Source organism: Exiguobacterium acetylicum, assembly GCF_022170825.1.
GTDB lineage: Bacteria > Bacillota > Bacilli > Exiguobacteriales > Exiguobacteriaceae > Exiguobacterium_A > Exiguobacterium_A acetylicum_B.
In genome coordinates, this window is the sequence record NZ_CP081878.1 from 1,894,483 (window position 1) to 1,908,145 (window position 13,663).

Below are 13,663 nucleotides of genomic sequence, written 5' to 3' on the forward strand. Positions count from 1 at the left end.
TTTTGTTTAACAAACGGAATGCAATCTAGTAAAACCTTACATTAATATTTCGAAACTATTTCAATCATATATTTTAAGTGGTTACTTTATTAATTCCCTTGTAAATCGGTCTAAAACTAAAAGGAAAGTAATTGTATTCATGATTGAAAACAATTACTTTCCCTTTAAAAAACGTCAATAAATTATTCTATATACTATCTTCTAGAAAGTTATTAATTCTCCTTTAAATACTTCCGCCGTTCCGCAGGTGTCTCAAGCTTGTATTGTTTGAACCAGTTATGGACCGTTGTCGCGCTGCAGTGTTTCCGACGACCGATCTCTGCTAACGACATGCCATGTTTCACGACGAAGCGTTCCAGTTCTTCTCGAGAAGGTCTAGGTACTTTGTGCGCGATGATTGGAACGGTCTCTGGTTTCTTCGGACGCCACTCTGTTGCAGGCATTCGTTCGCGATCTTCTGGTGGCTGCGGGATGACCGTATCCCCTCCATATCCCGGACACGGTACCCATTCATTGTTGATCCGATACGCCATGCCGAACGGATGATGGAAGTAGCGCTTCGTTCCTTCTGGCATTGCTGGTTCTGGTCGCTTGTCTAACCGTTGAATCGCTGTATTGTGCGAAATGTGATCAATCAGCTGAGTATGACCCATCGCTTGAATCCCCCTGTGAATGGTTAGTGGTGTAATCCTCCGTGTGTATCGGAGGGCAGTAGAGTGTTTCTCTCGTGGATGTCGTGCGTGTCGTAATCGGTGGTTGTGCCCGGAACGTCTGCTTGATTTCCGTCCGCTTCGCTTCCGTCTCTTCGCGGAGTCGTGTGAACGTCTCTCCGAACACGCGGTCGTTTGCTGCGTCCTTCTTCGCTTTCCGTTGCTTCTTCTCTTCGATCAGTCCTTTGATCAAGCCGATCAGAAGTAAGCCGAATAGGAAGACGAGTGTGATGATGAGTAGCCATTGCGATAACATGATTCAATCCCACTTTCTGAACGTTGTAATGAAGAACAGCCAGGACGTTCGCCTGGCATGTTCGGTTGGTAGATGATTTAGGCGATGATTGTGACTTTCTCCGCATCGAGTACGTCACTTAATTCTTCTGCGAGGTACCGTTCGATGTTCTTGATGGCTTCATTTTTCCAGGCGCCACCGTCTGCTTCGAACAAGGCGACTCTCGGTCCGGACTGCATCCGGAGAACGAATTTACTCTCTGGTTGCGCGACTTCGATGAATGTCCGGTATGGAGCGAGCGTGACAGGGTTGATGACCTTGGCATCCCCGACAGTTGCGACACCTGTTTTCACCGTGACCGCTTGCGAGATACCGTCATCTCCGATTGTCCGGACATTATCTTCTTTCATCGTGCCGACGATTTTCAGGATGATTTCCTGATCGCGGTTCGGAACGAAGATCGATTGTAGTTTGATGTTGAAATCTTCCGTGTCATAGTACGAATCGTATCGGAATGATGGGACGTAAGCGTGGGCTTGAATGAAGTGGCTGCGGTTCATATCATCGTTGAGCTTGTTCATGACCGTGACCGTCTCTGGATCCTTGATGTGGATCAGTAGACCTTCGCTCGTGTCGAACTCACTTTTAATGTATTCAACGAGTGCCGTCAGTGTATGAACTTTCAACGCGCTTGCTGTCGGTGCAGTGATGGCGTGGAGGTCACGGTCGGAAACCGTGCGACCGTGTACCAGTGTAGTTTGGAATTGACCGTGATCCTTGATCCAGTTGAAAGCGTCTTTGAGTAATGACATGTTTGTATCTCCCTTTGTGTTGGATTTGGTTGGTTGATGCGTCGGGTGAATCCGTCGTTCGAATCGTGAGTGCAGGCATTACTGCTGTGCGGATGATGGTGCGCGGAAGTCGATGACGTTCCCGTCATGAACCAGCTCGGCATCCGGTAAATCATGCGCTTGTTCGACCATATCGATCGGTGTTCCGATATCGTTGACGATTTCACCGTCTGGCGAGATCATCATCTGTCCAGGTGAACCCGACTTGAGTTCTTGGCCAACGACCTGACCTGCAGCATTCGTATCGATGATGATTTTCGAGCCGACCGATCGTGCTGGTGTCAACGCCGTCTTGACTTCGATGTCGACCATCGCGAGGTCGCGTTCTTCATCTGCCGATAAGACCATCGTGATGACGACCTTGCGTTTCTTCGTTGGATCCGTGTTCTGGTCCGCAATGTTCGCGTAGACCTCGTTCATGGCGATGTTGACACGTTCAGCGAGTGCGCCGTTCGCGAACTCATTCAGGTTGATTTTAGGTTGTGACATGATGATTACCTCCGATTAGTTTAATTGGTTGTGGATGATGTCATGGATCAGGAGTCGTCCGATCTGAGTCCATTTCATCGTGACGGTCGCATCCAGTTGACCGTTCGAATGCATGAAGGGAAACTCATTGATCGTGACGAGTCCGCGTTGTTGATGCGCGGTACAAAGTTCCCAGTTCCGATCGACCTTGCGCTGGATGCCGGCTGTCTCGAGTAGCTGGTTCAGCTTTCGAGCGGTCATCCCGTATTCCCGGGCGACGGCTGTCGTCGTCATCGTCTTTCCGCTCGACATGATGTGTTCGAGTTGTAGGTCCTTTGGCATCTTCATGAGTGGTACCCTTCCTTTTGGGATTAAAAGTACGGTAGTCGAAATATTAGGTTGGCGTGTTCAGCGTCATAGGTGGACTCGGTTGCGTGTTGACCTTGATCCAGTGCTGCCACGTGCCGGTCTTGTGCAACTTGTGGCTCATGGAGCGGACGCTGGCGTGGGAGCGATCGTATCGCGCCGCATGGTCGAACAACGCACCGCCTGCTGCCTTCCCCGATTTGATGAGATGCGAGAGTGCGACCAGCTCGACGACCGTCCACGCCTTGTATCGTCCCTGTTTCATGCACTCACCTCTTCACCGCTTGAAATCTGACGTAAGGTAGTGACCAGCTGCAACGTGAACGTGCGATCCTTGTTGAACCGGATGCCATGCATGTCATTCAGGAGTTGTTCGAGACGTTCAATCGCGGATTCGAACTGCTGCAAATACTCGCTCTCTGTCCGTTTCGTTTCCAGTGCCCGATCGAGTAACGCCATCGCCTCGACGAGGATCATGCGTTGTCCGACCGTACCGCTTACCCCGAGTTCTAAATACGTGTCTTCGACGTATAGCCGCCCCCGTCGAAGCATCTTCTCTGCTGTGATCATGTGTGTTTCCCCGTTTCATGATGAATTTGTTCGTTTTCGTCGTTCTGCTGACTGACCCGTGCTCACTTGACTTTGCCTGTCGATTCTTGCGCATCGAACGCCTGTTCCTGCTCGTTGCGTAGGTCGATGATGGCTAAGTAGTCTAAAAGGACGTGACGACCTTGTAGGACACGTGACGTGTGATTTTTGAACCACTCGTAGGGAATCGACTTCCGTTCGGTCTGATTCGCCCAGTCCAAGGCGTCGTTGGCAAACAGGTAATATGTCTCGTTGAGTGTTTCGAAATGGATCAACAAGAAGCTGATGCCTCCGTAGTCTTGCACCCGTCGCAGTTCGTCGAATTGATGTACCTCGACGTTCGCGAGTGGGAATGAGGTCTTGCTTTGCGTCGACTTGGCATCGAAGCTGATGAAGCGGTTGGCGTACAGTCCGATGTAATCGAGTCCACCTGATCGCTCGAACCAGTATTTCCGTACCTGCCCCTTAGGACCGAGTAGGAGTTTCACTTCTGGGAACGTCTTGCGGAAGTGCGCTCGTTTTTGTAAGGCATACGTCCGGATCGTGTTGTCGAGCATCGTCTCGAAGCGTTTGCCGCGGTTCTTGTAATTCACGTGTGTCAGATGCATGCATTCCTTCCTGCGGATAGAGATATGACAGATCAGCTAGTTCTTGAGCGCGTTCCTTGGATTCACCGAGGACGACCTTACGCCAGAGATAAGTTTCGACGTCAATGATCATGTGCGTCGTTCCAGAGGTTGAACCGATCCGCGATGATGCCGAGTAGTTTGTCCTTCGCCTTGTAGTAGGCGTTCCGGTTGCCGTAGCAGAGACTCGACATGACGACGAGGTCCGTATGCCGGAGACGTGGTCGGTACCGTAAGTCCCAGATGTCGATCAGTTCCGGTGCGATTTCCTCGAGTTCCGTCCGGATTCCGACGAGCAGCCGATACTCGGCTTCCGCCAATCGGATTTGATCGAGGACCATGACCGCCTTCTCGACGTTTGAGGTCGGGCGGCTATTGCGTTGGACTTCACTCGCCTGATAGCCTGCCGTGATCGATGTTTCCGACTGCAGTTGCAAGGATGAGATGCGTGCCGGGAGCGAGAAGTAGTGTCTCAACTTCGTTTCAGCCGCAGCCCGTTGCACTTTGGTGAGTTTATGCGTGACTAGTGGTTCCATTCTGCGCTCCTTCTTGCTGATGCCCAGCAGTGGTGTAGTTAACGGCCGTCACCGACTTTCATGTGTGACCGAAGTGATGCATGCGCCGAGTCTCGAAGCAAACCCTCCGCCCGGAGTTGTAGGATGACGTCGTGTGTCTCGAGCAACATACCGTCGTAGGTCCATCCCGAAAGATTGGACAGGATCGAATATGCCGCGCTGATCGGTTTCACATCTTCCTCGATTCGGACGATCTGTCCGGCTCGTGTCGTGAAGCGGCGAATCTGATTCGATATTAGGACGAGCGTTTCTTGCTCCTGTTCTCGCCGCTTGAACACGTAGGTCTTACTGTGCGAAGGTGATGCGTTCGACAGTTTCGTCTGTCCCGTGCTATTCATGTCGTGCCTCCCCAGTTCGTTTGACTTCGTTGCCATCTTTTCAAGAGTCCATCATTTTTTGCTACTGGATTGCGGTTCGACCGTCCAGTTCGCCTCGTACTCCGATTGAGAGAGTCCTTGGAATGCTGCCTTGTAGAATCGATCATCCCCGTGATGACGGACACGTTTCGTCAATGTGCCTTCTGCATCGAGTTCCATCCGGATCGTACCGTCCGGCAGTTCGAGTTGTGCCCATTTCAAGACACCGATCGTGATGCCTTTCATCGCGTCGAAGATGTCCATGTGCGTTCCCTCCGGTTTGTGAGTCTTCATCGCTGCTCCATTCCCTTCAAGTCTTGCAAGATGGCGTTGAGTTCTTCTTCGTCGGGTACCGTGGCTGCGGCTTCTGCTTTTTGCTTCGCTTCATGCTCTTGCTGTTTTTTCTTCTCGCCTTCGAGCCATGATGGTGCTTTCATGCCAGATGAGCCACCTTGTCGTTTGTTGCCCCGAGTCCTTTGTCGTTCCCTGAACTCGTTCGCCTGATGACGTGCCTGTTCGACCGTCTTGATCCCTGCTTGCTCCCAAGTCGTGAGGATGCCGGCGATGTAAGAATACTTTCGGACGTTCGACAGTGTCGCTGTCTCGATGGCGAACCGAACCAACTCGACGCCGTAGCTTTCGATGTCATCGAGGATCTTTTCAATCGTGAACGGTGGAGCAAGGGGTTCGATGTTTTGCTTGTAGAACTCAATCAGTTCCGTCGTTGCGTCCTGCTTCGCGCCCGCGTCTACTACTACTTCTTTTTTTAGTTCTTTTGGTTCTTTAGTACCTTTATTACTTAGTAGTGGCGGGTTATCCAGATCTGGTTTTCCCACTTCTGGTTTTTCCAGTTCTGGTTTTCCCGATTCTGGTGGAACCACTTTCGGGTTTTCCGATTCTGGTGCATCAGGTTGCTGCTGTTCAGGTGGATCCACCCGATTCGATTCTTCTCCTTCGGGAGAGTCAATCTCTTCAGATTGTTCTGCTGGTTCATCGTCGAACGTCGGAACCTCGTAGACGACGAATTCCCAAGACTTGAACTTGCCCTTTTCTCGCACCGCAACTCGTTTGATGTACCCTGCCTCAGTCAATTCCTTGATTGCCGATCGTGTACTTTCCTTGCCATCTTTGGAACGTTTGACGAGATCCGTTTCTTGGACTCTCCAGTCATCTGGTAAGGACATCAGGTAACTATGCAGCCCTTTCGCTTTCCAACTGAGCTCTCTGTTGTTCAAGAGCGTCTTGTCGATGACGACATAGTTATCTTTTTTCTGTATTCGCATGATGGACATGTAACTCACCCCAGTCTTTCAAAAATCAGTTGTTCGGTACGATGATGTGTTCCACGCGACGGACGAGTGGTGGATCCAGTCGGTCCGTCTTCGGAATCTGATGTATGATCTTGATGTGCGTCGATGACTGTTCGATTCGTCTAAGGTCGTGCCTGATGACGTCCAGCATCGCCTGATAGGGCGAGTATTCCCCGAGGACATATTCCAGGTCATCGAGACGTTTCTGGATCACAGTCGACGTGTTATCGATGATGTTCAGTTCTTGCTGCACTGCCTGCACCGGTTCGTTTTCCTTCCGGAGAGACAGCAGTTGTTTCAATTTGATCAATCGTTCTTTCGTGCGCATGGTCTTCCTCCTTCGTCGAAGGCGTGATACACTTAAATTCCTAGGTCTAAGTGTGTCATCGCTCTTTCGAGTGATGGCATTTTTTCATTTCCTGCCGTTTGTCGTCAGCACGTTCTGCTTTATGCTCGTACCACATCATCGGGGTCAAGAACACGACGCCGATCACCCAAGCGACTGAAAGCATGTACGTCAGTTCCGGTGACATTTCCTCACCTCCTTTCCCGTCTACTCTTCCGTTCGTCCCACCACCAACCACCGAATGCGATGGTGCAGGCAAACCATGCCACACCGTAAATCAGATAAGCATTCATTTCAGGAGAAACAGATCCATTCGCAATGCGTGCATCTGGTGCGTACCCGGCATGATATGGAGCACGTGTTTTTTATTGACGGCGTCGATGATGAAGACAGGATTTTCTTCGACCATCCGGTCAAAGTAGATCATCGCGTCCGGTTCGGCTTCTCCGACCATCTCACGGGTTACATAAGCCACGATGCTCGATACAGCGTCCTCGACGTTGATCAATGGTTGAAGCGTTGGGTTTTCGTGGAATCGTTCCACTAGCGTGTTCGCTAACACATCAAGATTTTTATAAAGTGACAAGTCAGTTCACCCTTTCGATTGTTCTATTCCAGTCATTGCATTCGACCCGCTTATCTAGCCACTCGTATAAATGCTCTCGGCGGATGATGATCTTTCCATCAACACGAGTGATCGGTAAACCGTTCTCACGGATTTGCTTATCAATCGTGCTTCGGCTACAGCGAAGTTCACTGCATACTTCCGGAACTGTTAAATATTCACGTTGCTTGATGATTGCCGCCAAAGATTCAGCGACACCTTCAGCGATCATGCGTTTAAACTCGATCTCATTGAAGAGCATGTCGTTCCCTCCTCCATAATTCAGACAAGCGATGGTCGCCATGATTTGACATAGGCAAGTGCTTCTTCGAACTGGCTCTGTTTGATATCCCGGTAAGACGCGACAGCGAATGCACGCTTGATGTCACTTCCGAAGCGACCGTACACCTTCGCCTTCGACGGGTAGAGTTCTGAGTTCGTTTGCGAGATTTCATCCCACAGGGCTTCCGCACGTGATTTCTTCGCACTCTCGATCGCAAGTTGTTGACCGTAGTCCAGCGTCATGCGTTGATCAATCTTATCGTTGAGTGTCGTAATCGCGACCTCTGTCTCTTGTTGCTTCAAAAGCATCTGCGCCGTCGAGGCAAACAATTCAGCGAATGGGATACCTTTTGGCATCTCGTATGATCCAGTGCTTCGGATGGAAGGAAGAACGTCTTCCATGATCCAGTTTTCAAAGTCTTGCGCTGCAGGTAACTTAGAGTTGATGACCAAGCGATACACATCTGATTCTCGAATGACACGTACCTCTTGAATTCGATTAAGCGAGTCGGTGATACCCCGTTTTAGGGCAACACCCTTGCAATGACGATTAATTGCGTTGTTTGGTTTTTGATAACCAAGAATCATCGCCACATCAGTCGCTACGAAAAGTGGCGCTCCATTTTCCTCAATCAATCTAATTTCCTTGCCTTCAAATACTTTTGTAAGTTGTTTCATCGACGATAACCCCCTGTTGTGATTTTCAGTTTTAGAAATCGGGTATTTATAATACACAACCCTTAATTGCTATTTTAGCAAGTTATCAATAAAAAAATTTTCTATTGGCTGATCATACAATTTTGCTAAGAAGAACAACTCTTCGATAGAGAATTTGTAAATGCCATTTTCCCGCTTCGACAACATGGATTCGCTTTTAAATCCAAGCTTTTCTGAAACTTCTCTTAGCATCATTTTTTTATCTTCCCTTGCTTTCTTCAATAAGGAAGGATCAATTCTCGGTTGCTCTGAAATCGTCATCATCGTCTATCTCCTTTCTGTTTTAGCATGTCTACAACCTAATAATAATTGCTAATTCAGCAATTGTAAAGAACTATTATTGCTTTTTTAGAAATTTTATTTTTTCTGTTTTAGAAAAAGTATAAACTTTAAGGTGGGGATGATATGGAGTTGATGATGATGGAAAGGCGATTCCGGAGTGAGCGACTTAGAGAATGTAGAATAAAGCGCGGGATGCAACAAGACGAGATGGCTCGGCATTTAAAAACGAACACAAGTACAATGTCTAGAATTGAGAACGGGAAAAAGCAACCAGACCCAGAAATGATAATTATGATGGCTGAACTCTTCAACGTGTCTACTGACTATTTGCTTGGTCTTGTCGAAGATCCTCAATCGACGCATGATGAATATTTAAGAGACGCATTAAAAAAATATGAATTTATCGGTACATTTTTCAGTGAGGACAAATTAAAAGAACTTCCCCAAGAACGCCTAGAAAATATTATTAAATATATGGATGAGCAATACAAATTAGCAAAAATTGAAGAAAAATAACCCCAACGTCATCTTGACCGTTGGGGATTTTTTGCATATTTTTTAAATTTAATTATTTCTTCGATGTCTTTATTCGGGAAAACTAGGTACTTGTTTTGTTCTTCATTCCAAAATGCAGTAACCTCTGTTCGGATACCATGCATTACTAACGTCATCTCTTTCATTTGTCGCTCAATCAAACGTAGCGCCCTCCCGTTACGAACCTGTGTTCTTATTAATATAATTAGTATGCCTTATGCAAATCTTATTTTCAAGTATCATCCTGTTCTTTACAATCGTAATAATTCGACAATTTATGACATTTCAATCAGCATTATAAATCTGTTTTTCAAAACTATAAATCATTACTGGTACAGATATTTGTCGAACGTTTTTCTGTTTCAACAGAATCTTTCTGTCGAATTGTGTCATACGATAATTTTATATAATTGTCTTTTTGTTAAAAATATACCTTCTTAAACATCCAAACATTGGTAATATTATACGGATGACTAGAAAGGGAGGAACTATTATGAAACACTTAGTAATTGGAACATCTATCACTGCAGCATTATTGCTTTCTGGATGTGGAGAAGAATCTTCTGTCACAACAAAAGAAGATAAAACGACTGTCAAAGCAGATGAAAAAACTGACACAAGTTCAGTAAAGTCGGAGGACAAAAAAACGGATCCTGCCGAGACGAAGGAAGCGAATAAAGTCGAAAAAAGTGAAATCGGCGAAAAGACTGTTCAATTCACGAACAAGAAGCTGGGTATCAGCACCAAACTTGGACCAATTAATTTCAAAATCAATAAGGTCCAGACTTCTCGCCTAAAAATTAATGAAGGTTACAAAAAGATGTTCGAGGATAAAGATGAAGTCACTTTAATCGTTCTAGAAGCTGATGTTGAGAACACAAGCGGTGATTCTGTAAATTTCTATCCGAATCAAGCAAAACTCACAACAAACACTGCTGAACAAATTGACGCAGCGATTGTTTTATCTGATGATATCGGCGGAGAATTTATTGGTAAGGTAAAGAAGTCTGGGAACATTATTTTTCTAGCAGAATCTGATCCGAAAAAAATTACTAATGTTAAATTTATTGCTGAAGGTCCAAGCGATGCTAACTTCACCTCTCTAGCAGAACGCTATACAGTTGAGATTCCTACAAAATAAAATTTAACTTCCAGAAACAAAAAGACGTTGCTGTCAGCAACGTCTTACAAAGTTTATTTAAAATTTACCGTTACGAAGAGCATCGAACCAAGGACTTTGAGAAACGTTATTCGGAAGGTCATCTGATTTTTCATTCGCTCGCTGATTAAATCGGTCTTGAGCTGCTGATTGAAAATCATCATAAGCTTTATCAACTTTTTTACTATGTTGTTCAAAAGCTTTCTTTTCCTTTTTGTAACGTTTCAACAATTTCATTTATTTCACCCTTTTCGAAATAAATTGGAGGAAATCATGTCAAAATCGGACAAACAACTTCAATCCAAAAATCGTCAAGATCAGCATCTATCAATGCAACATTATCTTTACGCAGACATGGATTTTATCAATTCCTTTTTAGCACAAAGCGGTCAGGGACTTCACCTTTCTTCTTTTCAAACAAATTCTAACACAAAAAGCAAGTACGAGGATAGAAGTAGTTCGTTAGTCAATGCAAAAGGAAATGCCTTTAAAAAAAGTAACCCTACATTAGAATTAGGAGCCCTCGGTTCAAAATTAGGTGTAGGTGGTGATGAAAAGAGCAACGGCGATGTCACAGTCACAATTGAAGGACTTGAAAGAGGAGACAACTCAAATATTTATACTGGACATGCTATTCAAGTAGCAATGCATGACTATGCGATCAATCTATTCATTGAGTCTATTAGACAGCAAATTGATAATGGTGGTAACAAAAGCGATTATTTTTTAGCATCTGACGTTGAATGGGAACTATTGGACTACTCAGATACATTAACTGAAAAGTTAGAAGCCTATTCAGAATTAATGGCTACGGATTTACTATCAGGATTGGATGATGAATCAGCTGATATAATTAAACAATTCGCACCCCAAGCTAGAGCTGTACTTAAAATCATGAATTCAACATTCCCTACTCCATATGCAATTAGAAGGAATAACAAACAAGGAAATCTTGAAGAACAATGGATGCGCTACACTATGAAATCAATTATAAATGACTTTGGTATGAAGCCGAAATTTAGTGTACTCGGAATTAAAACATCGAGTAATAAAATTCTAATTAAAGAAGATGCATTAGATGATCCCAAATCAATACTAACCGGGCTTTCACAATTCCTTGATCAAACTTTCCTTCCATTTGTCACTAAAACTACTAACGGCGATCAAATCTTTAAACCAATTGTCATCTTTAGAACTTTGAAATAAAGAAAGCCGAGCAAGAACGCATCGCTCAAGAGGAAGAAGAAGCCGCTGCCGAAGCTGTTGAAACAGATTTTGCGAACTGTACGAATCTTAGAACTGTATACCCAGATGGGGTTCCGAGTGACCACCCTGCTTACCAAGATAAGATGGATCGAGATAAAGATAATTTTGCGTGTGAGCAGAATTGATTAATTCATTGGAGGTTTTTTTATGAGTGACTATTCTATTGATCATATTAAGACACGAGTATATGATGCAGTAACAAAAACATACGATGAACTTTTAAGTAGTAATTATGTATCGGTATATTCTGTAGATCCAACACCTTTTCGTATGCGTGACTCCTCAAATATTAAAGGAGTAGTTGTGAATACAATCGAATATTTCCCTAGTCTTTCTAGAGATTTATTTTTTATATATTTACCTAACGAGGGAAATTCTATAGAAGAATTAGTTTATCCACAAAATCTTATCGATACTCACTATAACTTTAAATATGGTTCTCAATTTGTTACTTCGGCTATCACTCAACAGTTTGGCATCAGTGAGGAAGATATTTTATACAACATCCCCCTCTTGCCTTTTTACGTGGACAATGAGGAGTACTTAATTCCAAGAATAGAATCTGACATAGATTTGTTAATCAGATCAGAACTTCAAGCTTTCCATCAACATGTTAATCATCAGGCAAGTTATTATGCAAAAAATGCAGCAAAATATTCTTATTCATTACTAGATTTAGGTGAAGTAATTGAAAAAGTAGCTGACGAAGATTTTGAATATCAACTCAATGAAGCCATTGCCGCGTATGATAATTCATTGTACTTAGCAAGTACTGCCACATTAGGAGTGTCCCTAGAAACTTTATGTATTAAGATTCTTAAGAATAACAATGTAAAACTTAAAGATAGTGATTCTACAGTCATAAAAGTATTAGCAAATACGTTGAAGCAAAATGCATTGATTAACCGCAAAGAACATCAACGTATTTGTGTAGCTTACGATATAAGAAATTTAGCTTCACATTCTAGTAGAGGTCAAATGATACAAGCTGACTGTAATTATTTGATAAGTGTTATTCATGATCTAGCTTTAAGCCATTTTTAAATACCAAAGCACCCATCCAGGGTGCTTTTTTGTACAAAAAAAGCTTGATCGAAAAGGGGCTGCACCCTCATCCATCAAGCTGTTGATCAATCTTCCGTTTCGTTTTCAAGTTCATCCACTGGGATGAACCATGCTTTATATCCGTAGGTCTTCGCCCACATTTTTTGCTGAGTTTTTGGGTTAATCCGCCAAGGACGGAACACCCCGTAACATCCGTGTTTTTCACTGTAATACAATTTAGCCATTTATATCATTTCCCTTCTTCAACAAGTTAGTACTTGTAGAAGGGCCGAATATTTTGTTATCATAAATTTGTACACGACTCGGCAAAGTATGTACAAGATAATGATGCAGCAAACAAAATGATGTATCACTTCTTCGTCGGCCCTCTACAAGGGCTTTTTTTCGTTTCCATTCATCTTCTCCTCATTTCTTTGAATTATTGTATCGATGCTTCGCTGCTTCACTTGATAAATTGAATCTAAGCATGATTTCATTTTGCGAAAGCGTCCCAATCAAGTGCGCGGGAGCTAGTAGTTCACCAGCGAATTCGTTCGCCTGCCATTCAGGATCTTTGTATGCAGGAATGGACACGGCGAACTCTCCTCTAGCCAAGCGCTTGATATTTTGATGTAAAAATACATGCCCTATTTCGTGAGCCAGCGTAAATCTGTGTCTTGGATTTCCATTTAGTGCAGCCTCATAAACATCTTCTCGAATCCATAGCTCATTTTTTTCTGGAAGAAAAAATGCGTATTCATACATTTTATCCTTAGGAATTATTCTTAATGAAAAATCTTTGAATATTTCAGGTAGACCGTACTCGATCAGTCGAAATATGTCTATGTTTTCATCATCCGGAACGTTGAAAAGATTTCGAATGAACAACGCAAACGCTCTGATTTGTTTTCTTGACATGGGGCTTGCTACAAAATGCGGCTGACTCACTAGGCATCACCTTACTTTCTATCGAATATATTTAAAATCTCCTTTAATTCATTTGGACTAATGTCACTTTGTTTTCTGGCCAACGCCATTAAAACTTGTTGATTATTCTCGCCAATTTCTTCGGTTTTGAACTTTATTAGCCCCTCTGTTTCATAAACACTTTCCTGAAGTAAAAATCTTTCATCCTCATTAAGGTTATACAATTCGGTTATTCTACCGACCCAGTCTTCTGGAATTGCACGTTTTCCATTTTCTACTGCAGATAGATAAGAAAGCGTAACTCCCAATTTTGTAGACATGTCTTTTAAAATTTCATTGTGGTCAATTCTAATTTTTCTGCAGAATTTACCAAACGGAGTTATCAATGTTACCCCTCCCTCTCAATTCAACCTCTTC

General features: G+C 44.0%; 27 protein-coding genes and 1 pseudogene. 5 read left to right on the forward strand and 23 right to left on the reverse strand.

Annotated elements, in window-relative coordinates; translation table 11 throughout:
- Positions 1–212: 212 nt before the first annotated feature.
- The 18 genes from K6T22_RS10020 to K6T22_RS10105 all read right to left on the reverse strand — a co-directional run bounded on the left by K6T22_RS10020 (position 213) and on the right by K6T22_RS10105 (position 8,298).
- Positions 213–653, reverse strand: coding sequence for a helix-turn-helix domain-containing protein (locus tag K6T22_RS10020; RefSeq protein ID WP_238236866.1), 441 nt, complete (start codon positions 651–653; stop codon positions 213–215).
- Positions 631–966, reverse strand: a complete 336-nt coding sequence (locus K6T22_RS10025) for a hypothetical protein (protein WP_238236867.1) — start codon at positions 964–966, stop codon at positions 631–633. Before K6T22_RS10025 ends, K6T22_RS10020 begins: the two co-directional genes overlap by 23 nt.
- Positions 967–1,043: 77 nt before the next feature.
- Positions 1,044–1,757 (reverse strand): hypothetical protein, encoded by a 714-nt coding sequence (locus K6T22_RS10030; RefSeq protein ID WP_238236876.1) that lies wholly within the window; start codon positions 1,755–1,757, stop codon positions 1,044–1,046.
- Positions 1,758–1,835: 78 nt separating this feature from the next.
- The gene (locus K6T22_RS10035; RefSeq protein WP_238236877.1) at positions 1,836–2,285 is read right to left on the reverse strand and encodes a replication terminator protein; all 450 of its coding nucleotides are present in this window, start codon (positions 2,283–2,285) and stop codon (positions 1,836–1,838) included.
- A gap of 15 nt (positions 2,286–2,300) precedes the next feature.
- Positions 2,301–2,612 (reverse strand): phage antirepressor KilAC domain-containing protein, encoded by a 312-nt coding sequence (locus K6T22_RS10040; RefSeq protein WP_238236878.1) that lies wholly within the window; start codon positions 2,610–2,612, stop codon positions 2,301–2,303.
- Between the two features lie 46 nt (positions 2,613–2,658).
- Positions 2,659–2,895, reverse strand: coding sequence for a hypothetical protein (locus K6T22_RS10045; protein ID WP_238236880.1), 237 nt, complete (start codon positions 2,893–2,895; stop codon positions 2,659–2,661).
- Entirely contained in the window at positions 2,892–3,200 is a 309-nt protein-coding gene (locus tag K6T22_RS10050) for a hypothetical protein (RefSeq protein WP_238236881.1), read from the reverse strand. The genes K6T22_RS10045 and K6T22_RS10050 overlap by 4 nt, the downstream gene beginning before the upstream one ends.
- A 62-nt stretch (positions 3,201–3,262) precedes the next feature.
- On the reverse strand, positions 3,263–3,826 hold the full coding sequence (locus K6T22_RS10055) for a Holliday junction resolvase RecU (RefSeq protein WP_238236883.1): 564 nt from the start codon (positions 3,824–3,826) through the stop codon (positions 3,263–3,265).
- Positions 3,827–3,927: 101 nt separating this feature from the next.
- The gene (locus K6T22_RS10060; protein WP_214855640.1) at positions 3,928–4,380 is read right to left on the reverse strand and encodes a hypothetical protein; all 453 of its coding nucleotides are present in this window, start codon (positions 4,378–4,380) and stop codon (positions 3,928–3,930) included.
- 38 nt (positions 4,381–4,418) lie between these two features.
- Positions 4,419–4,757: a hypothetical protein gene (locus K6T22_RS10065; protein ID WP_238236884.1), complete on the reverse strand. Its 339-nt coding sequence runs from the start codon at positions 4,755–4,757 to the stop codon at positions 4,419–4,421.
- A gap of 51 nt (positions 4,758–4,808) precedes the next feature.
- Positions 4,809–5,039, reverse strand: coding sequence for a hypothetical protein (locus tag K6T22_RS10070; RefSeq protein ID WP_238236885.1), 231 nt, complete (start codon positions 5,037–5,039; stop codon positions 4,809–4,811).
- Positions 5,040–5,065: 26 nt separating this feature from the next.
- The gene (locus tag K6T22_RS17310) at positions 5,066–6,067 is read right to left on the reverse strand and encodes a DnaD domain protein (RefSeq protein WP_283205679.1); all 1,002 of its coding nucleotides are present in this window, start codon (positions 6,065–6,067) and stop codon (positions 5,066–5,068) included.
- Positions 6,068–6,092: 25 nt separating this feature from the next.
- The gene (locus K6T22_RS10080; RefSeq protein ID WP_238236886.1) at positions 6,093–6,413 is read right to left on the reverse strand and encodes a hypothetical protein; all 321 of its coding nucleotides are present in this window, start codon (positions 6,411–6,413) and stop codon (positions 6,093–6,095) included.
- Positions 6,414–6,468: 55 nt separating this feature from the next.
- The gene (locus K6T22_RS10085) at positions 6,469–6,618 is read right to left on the reverse strand and encodes a hypothetical protein (RefSeq protein ID WP_238236887.1); all 150 of its coding nucleotides are present in this window, start codon (positions 6,616–6,618) and stop codon (positions 6,469–6,471) included.
- A gap of 102 nt (positions 6,619–6,720) precedes the next feature.
- A complete protein-coding gene (locus K6T22_RS10090; RefSeq protein ID WP_238236888.1) occupies positions 6,721–7,017 on the reverse strand; it encodes a hypothetical protein in 297 nt (98 codons plus the stop codon).
- 1 nt (position 7,018) lies between these two features.
- Positions 7,019–7,297 carry a helix-turn-helix domain-containing protein gene (locus K6T22_RS10095; RefSeq protein WP_238236889.1) on the reverse strand — a complete coding sequence of 93 codons (279 nt, stop codon included), beginning with the start codon at positions 7,295–7,297 and terminating at the stop codon, positions 7,019–7,021.
- Positions 7,298–7,317: 20 nt separating this feature from the next.
- Complete coding sequence (locus K6T22_RS10100; protein ID WP_238236890.1) at positions 7,318–7,995, reverse strand: BRO family protein; 678 nt, start codon at positions 7,993–7,995, stop codon at positions 7,318–7,320.
- 69 nt (positions 7,996–8,064) lie between these two features.
- A complete protein-coding gene (locus tag K6T22_RS10105; RefSeq protein ID WP_238236891.1) occupies positions 8,065–8,298 on the reverse strand; it encodes a helix-turn-helix domain-containing protein in 234 nt (77 codons plus the stop codon).
- Positions 8,299–8,439: 141 nt separating this feature from the next.
- Here K6T22_RS10105 and K6T22_RS10110 point away from each other — a divergent pair, with 141 nt between their 5' ends.
- On the forward strand, positions 8,440–8,832 hold the full coding sequence (locus K6T22_RS10110) for a helix-turn-helix domain-containing protein (RefSeq protein WP_238236892.1): 393 nt from the start codon (positions 8,440–8,442) through the stop codon (positions 8,830–8,832).
- An 8-nt stretch (positions 8,833–8,840) separates the two neighbouring features.
- Here the strand turns inward: K6T22_RS10110 and K6T22_RS10115 are convergent, their stop codons facing one another.
- Entirely contained in the window at positions 8,841–9,011 is a 171-nt protein-coding gene (locus K6T22_RS10115) for a hypothetical protein (RefSeq protein WP_238236894.1), read from the reverse strand.
- Positions 9,012–9,343: 332 nt separating this feature from the next.
- On the opposite strand from K6T22_RS10115, the gene K6T22_RS10120 reads away from it, so the two are divergent.
- A complete protein-coding gene (locus K6T22_RS10120; RefSeq protein ID WP_238236896.1) occupies positions 9,344–9,991 on the forward strand; it encodes a hypothetical protein in 648 nt (215 codons plus the stop codon).
- Positions 9,992–10,048: 57 nt separating this feature from the next.
- Here K6T22_RS10120 and K6T22_RS10125 read toward each other — a convergent pair whose 3' ends face one another.
- On the reverse strand, positions 10,049–10,246 hold the full coding sequence (locus tag K6T22_RS10125) for a hypothetical protein (RefSeq protein WP_238236898.1): 198 nt from the start codon (positions 10,244–10,246) through the stop codon (positions 10,049–10,051).
- A 36-nt stretch (positions 10,247–10,282) separates the two neighbouring features.
- Between K6T22_RS10125 and K6T22_RS10130 the strand changes: the two genes are divergently transcribed.
- From K6T22_RS10130 to K6T22_RS10140, 3 genes and pseudogenes are all read left to right on the forward strand, one after another.
- Positions 10,283–11,215, forward strand: a complete 933-nt coding sequence (locus K6T22_RS10130) for a hypothetical protein (RefSeq protein ID WP_238236900.1) — start codon at positions 10,283–10,285, stop codon at positions 11,213–11,215.
- A gap of 68 nt (positions 11,216–11,283) precedes the next feature.
- Positions 11,284–11,400: pseudogene (locus tag K6T22_RS10135) on the forward strand (excalibur calcium-binding domain-containing protein); the annotation flags it as partial.
- 22 nt (positions 11,401–11,422) lie between these two features.
- A complete protein-coding gene (locus K6T22_RS10140) occupies positions 11,423–12,319 on the forward strand; it encodes a hypothetical protein (RefSeq protein WP_238236901.1) in 897 nt (298 codons plus the stop codon).
- Between the two features lie 86 nt (positions 12,320–12,405).
- Here the strand turns inward: K6T22_RS10140 and K6T22_RS10145 are convergent, their stop codons facing one another.
- The 3 genes from K6T22_RS10145 to K6T22_RS10155 all read right to left on the reverse strand — a co-directional run bounded on the left by K6T22_RS10145 (position 12,406) and on the right by K6T22_RS10155 (position 13,632).
- Positions 12,406–12,564 carry a hypothetical protein gene (locus tag K6T22_RS10145; protein WP_238236904.1) on the reverse strand — a complete coding sequence of 53 codons (159 nt, stop codon included), beginning with the start codon at positions 12,562–12,564 and terminating at the stop codon, positions 12,406–12,408.
- A 181-nt stretch (positions 12,565–12,745) separates the two neighbouring features.
- Complete coding sequence (locus K6T22_RS10150) at positions 12,746–13,267, reverse strand: ImmA/IrrE family metallo-endopeptidase (protein ID WP_238236905.1); 522 nt, start codon at positions 13,265–13,267, stop codon at positions 12,746–12,748.
- Between the two features lie 11 nt (positions 13,268–13,278).
- Positions 13,279–13,632, reverse strand: a complete 354-nt coding sequence (locus K6T22_RS10155) for a helix-turn-helix domain-containing protein (RefSeq protein WP_238236906.1) — start codon at positions 13,630–13,632, stop codon at positions 13,279–13,281.
- Positions 13,633–13,663: the final 31 nt, after the last annotated feature.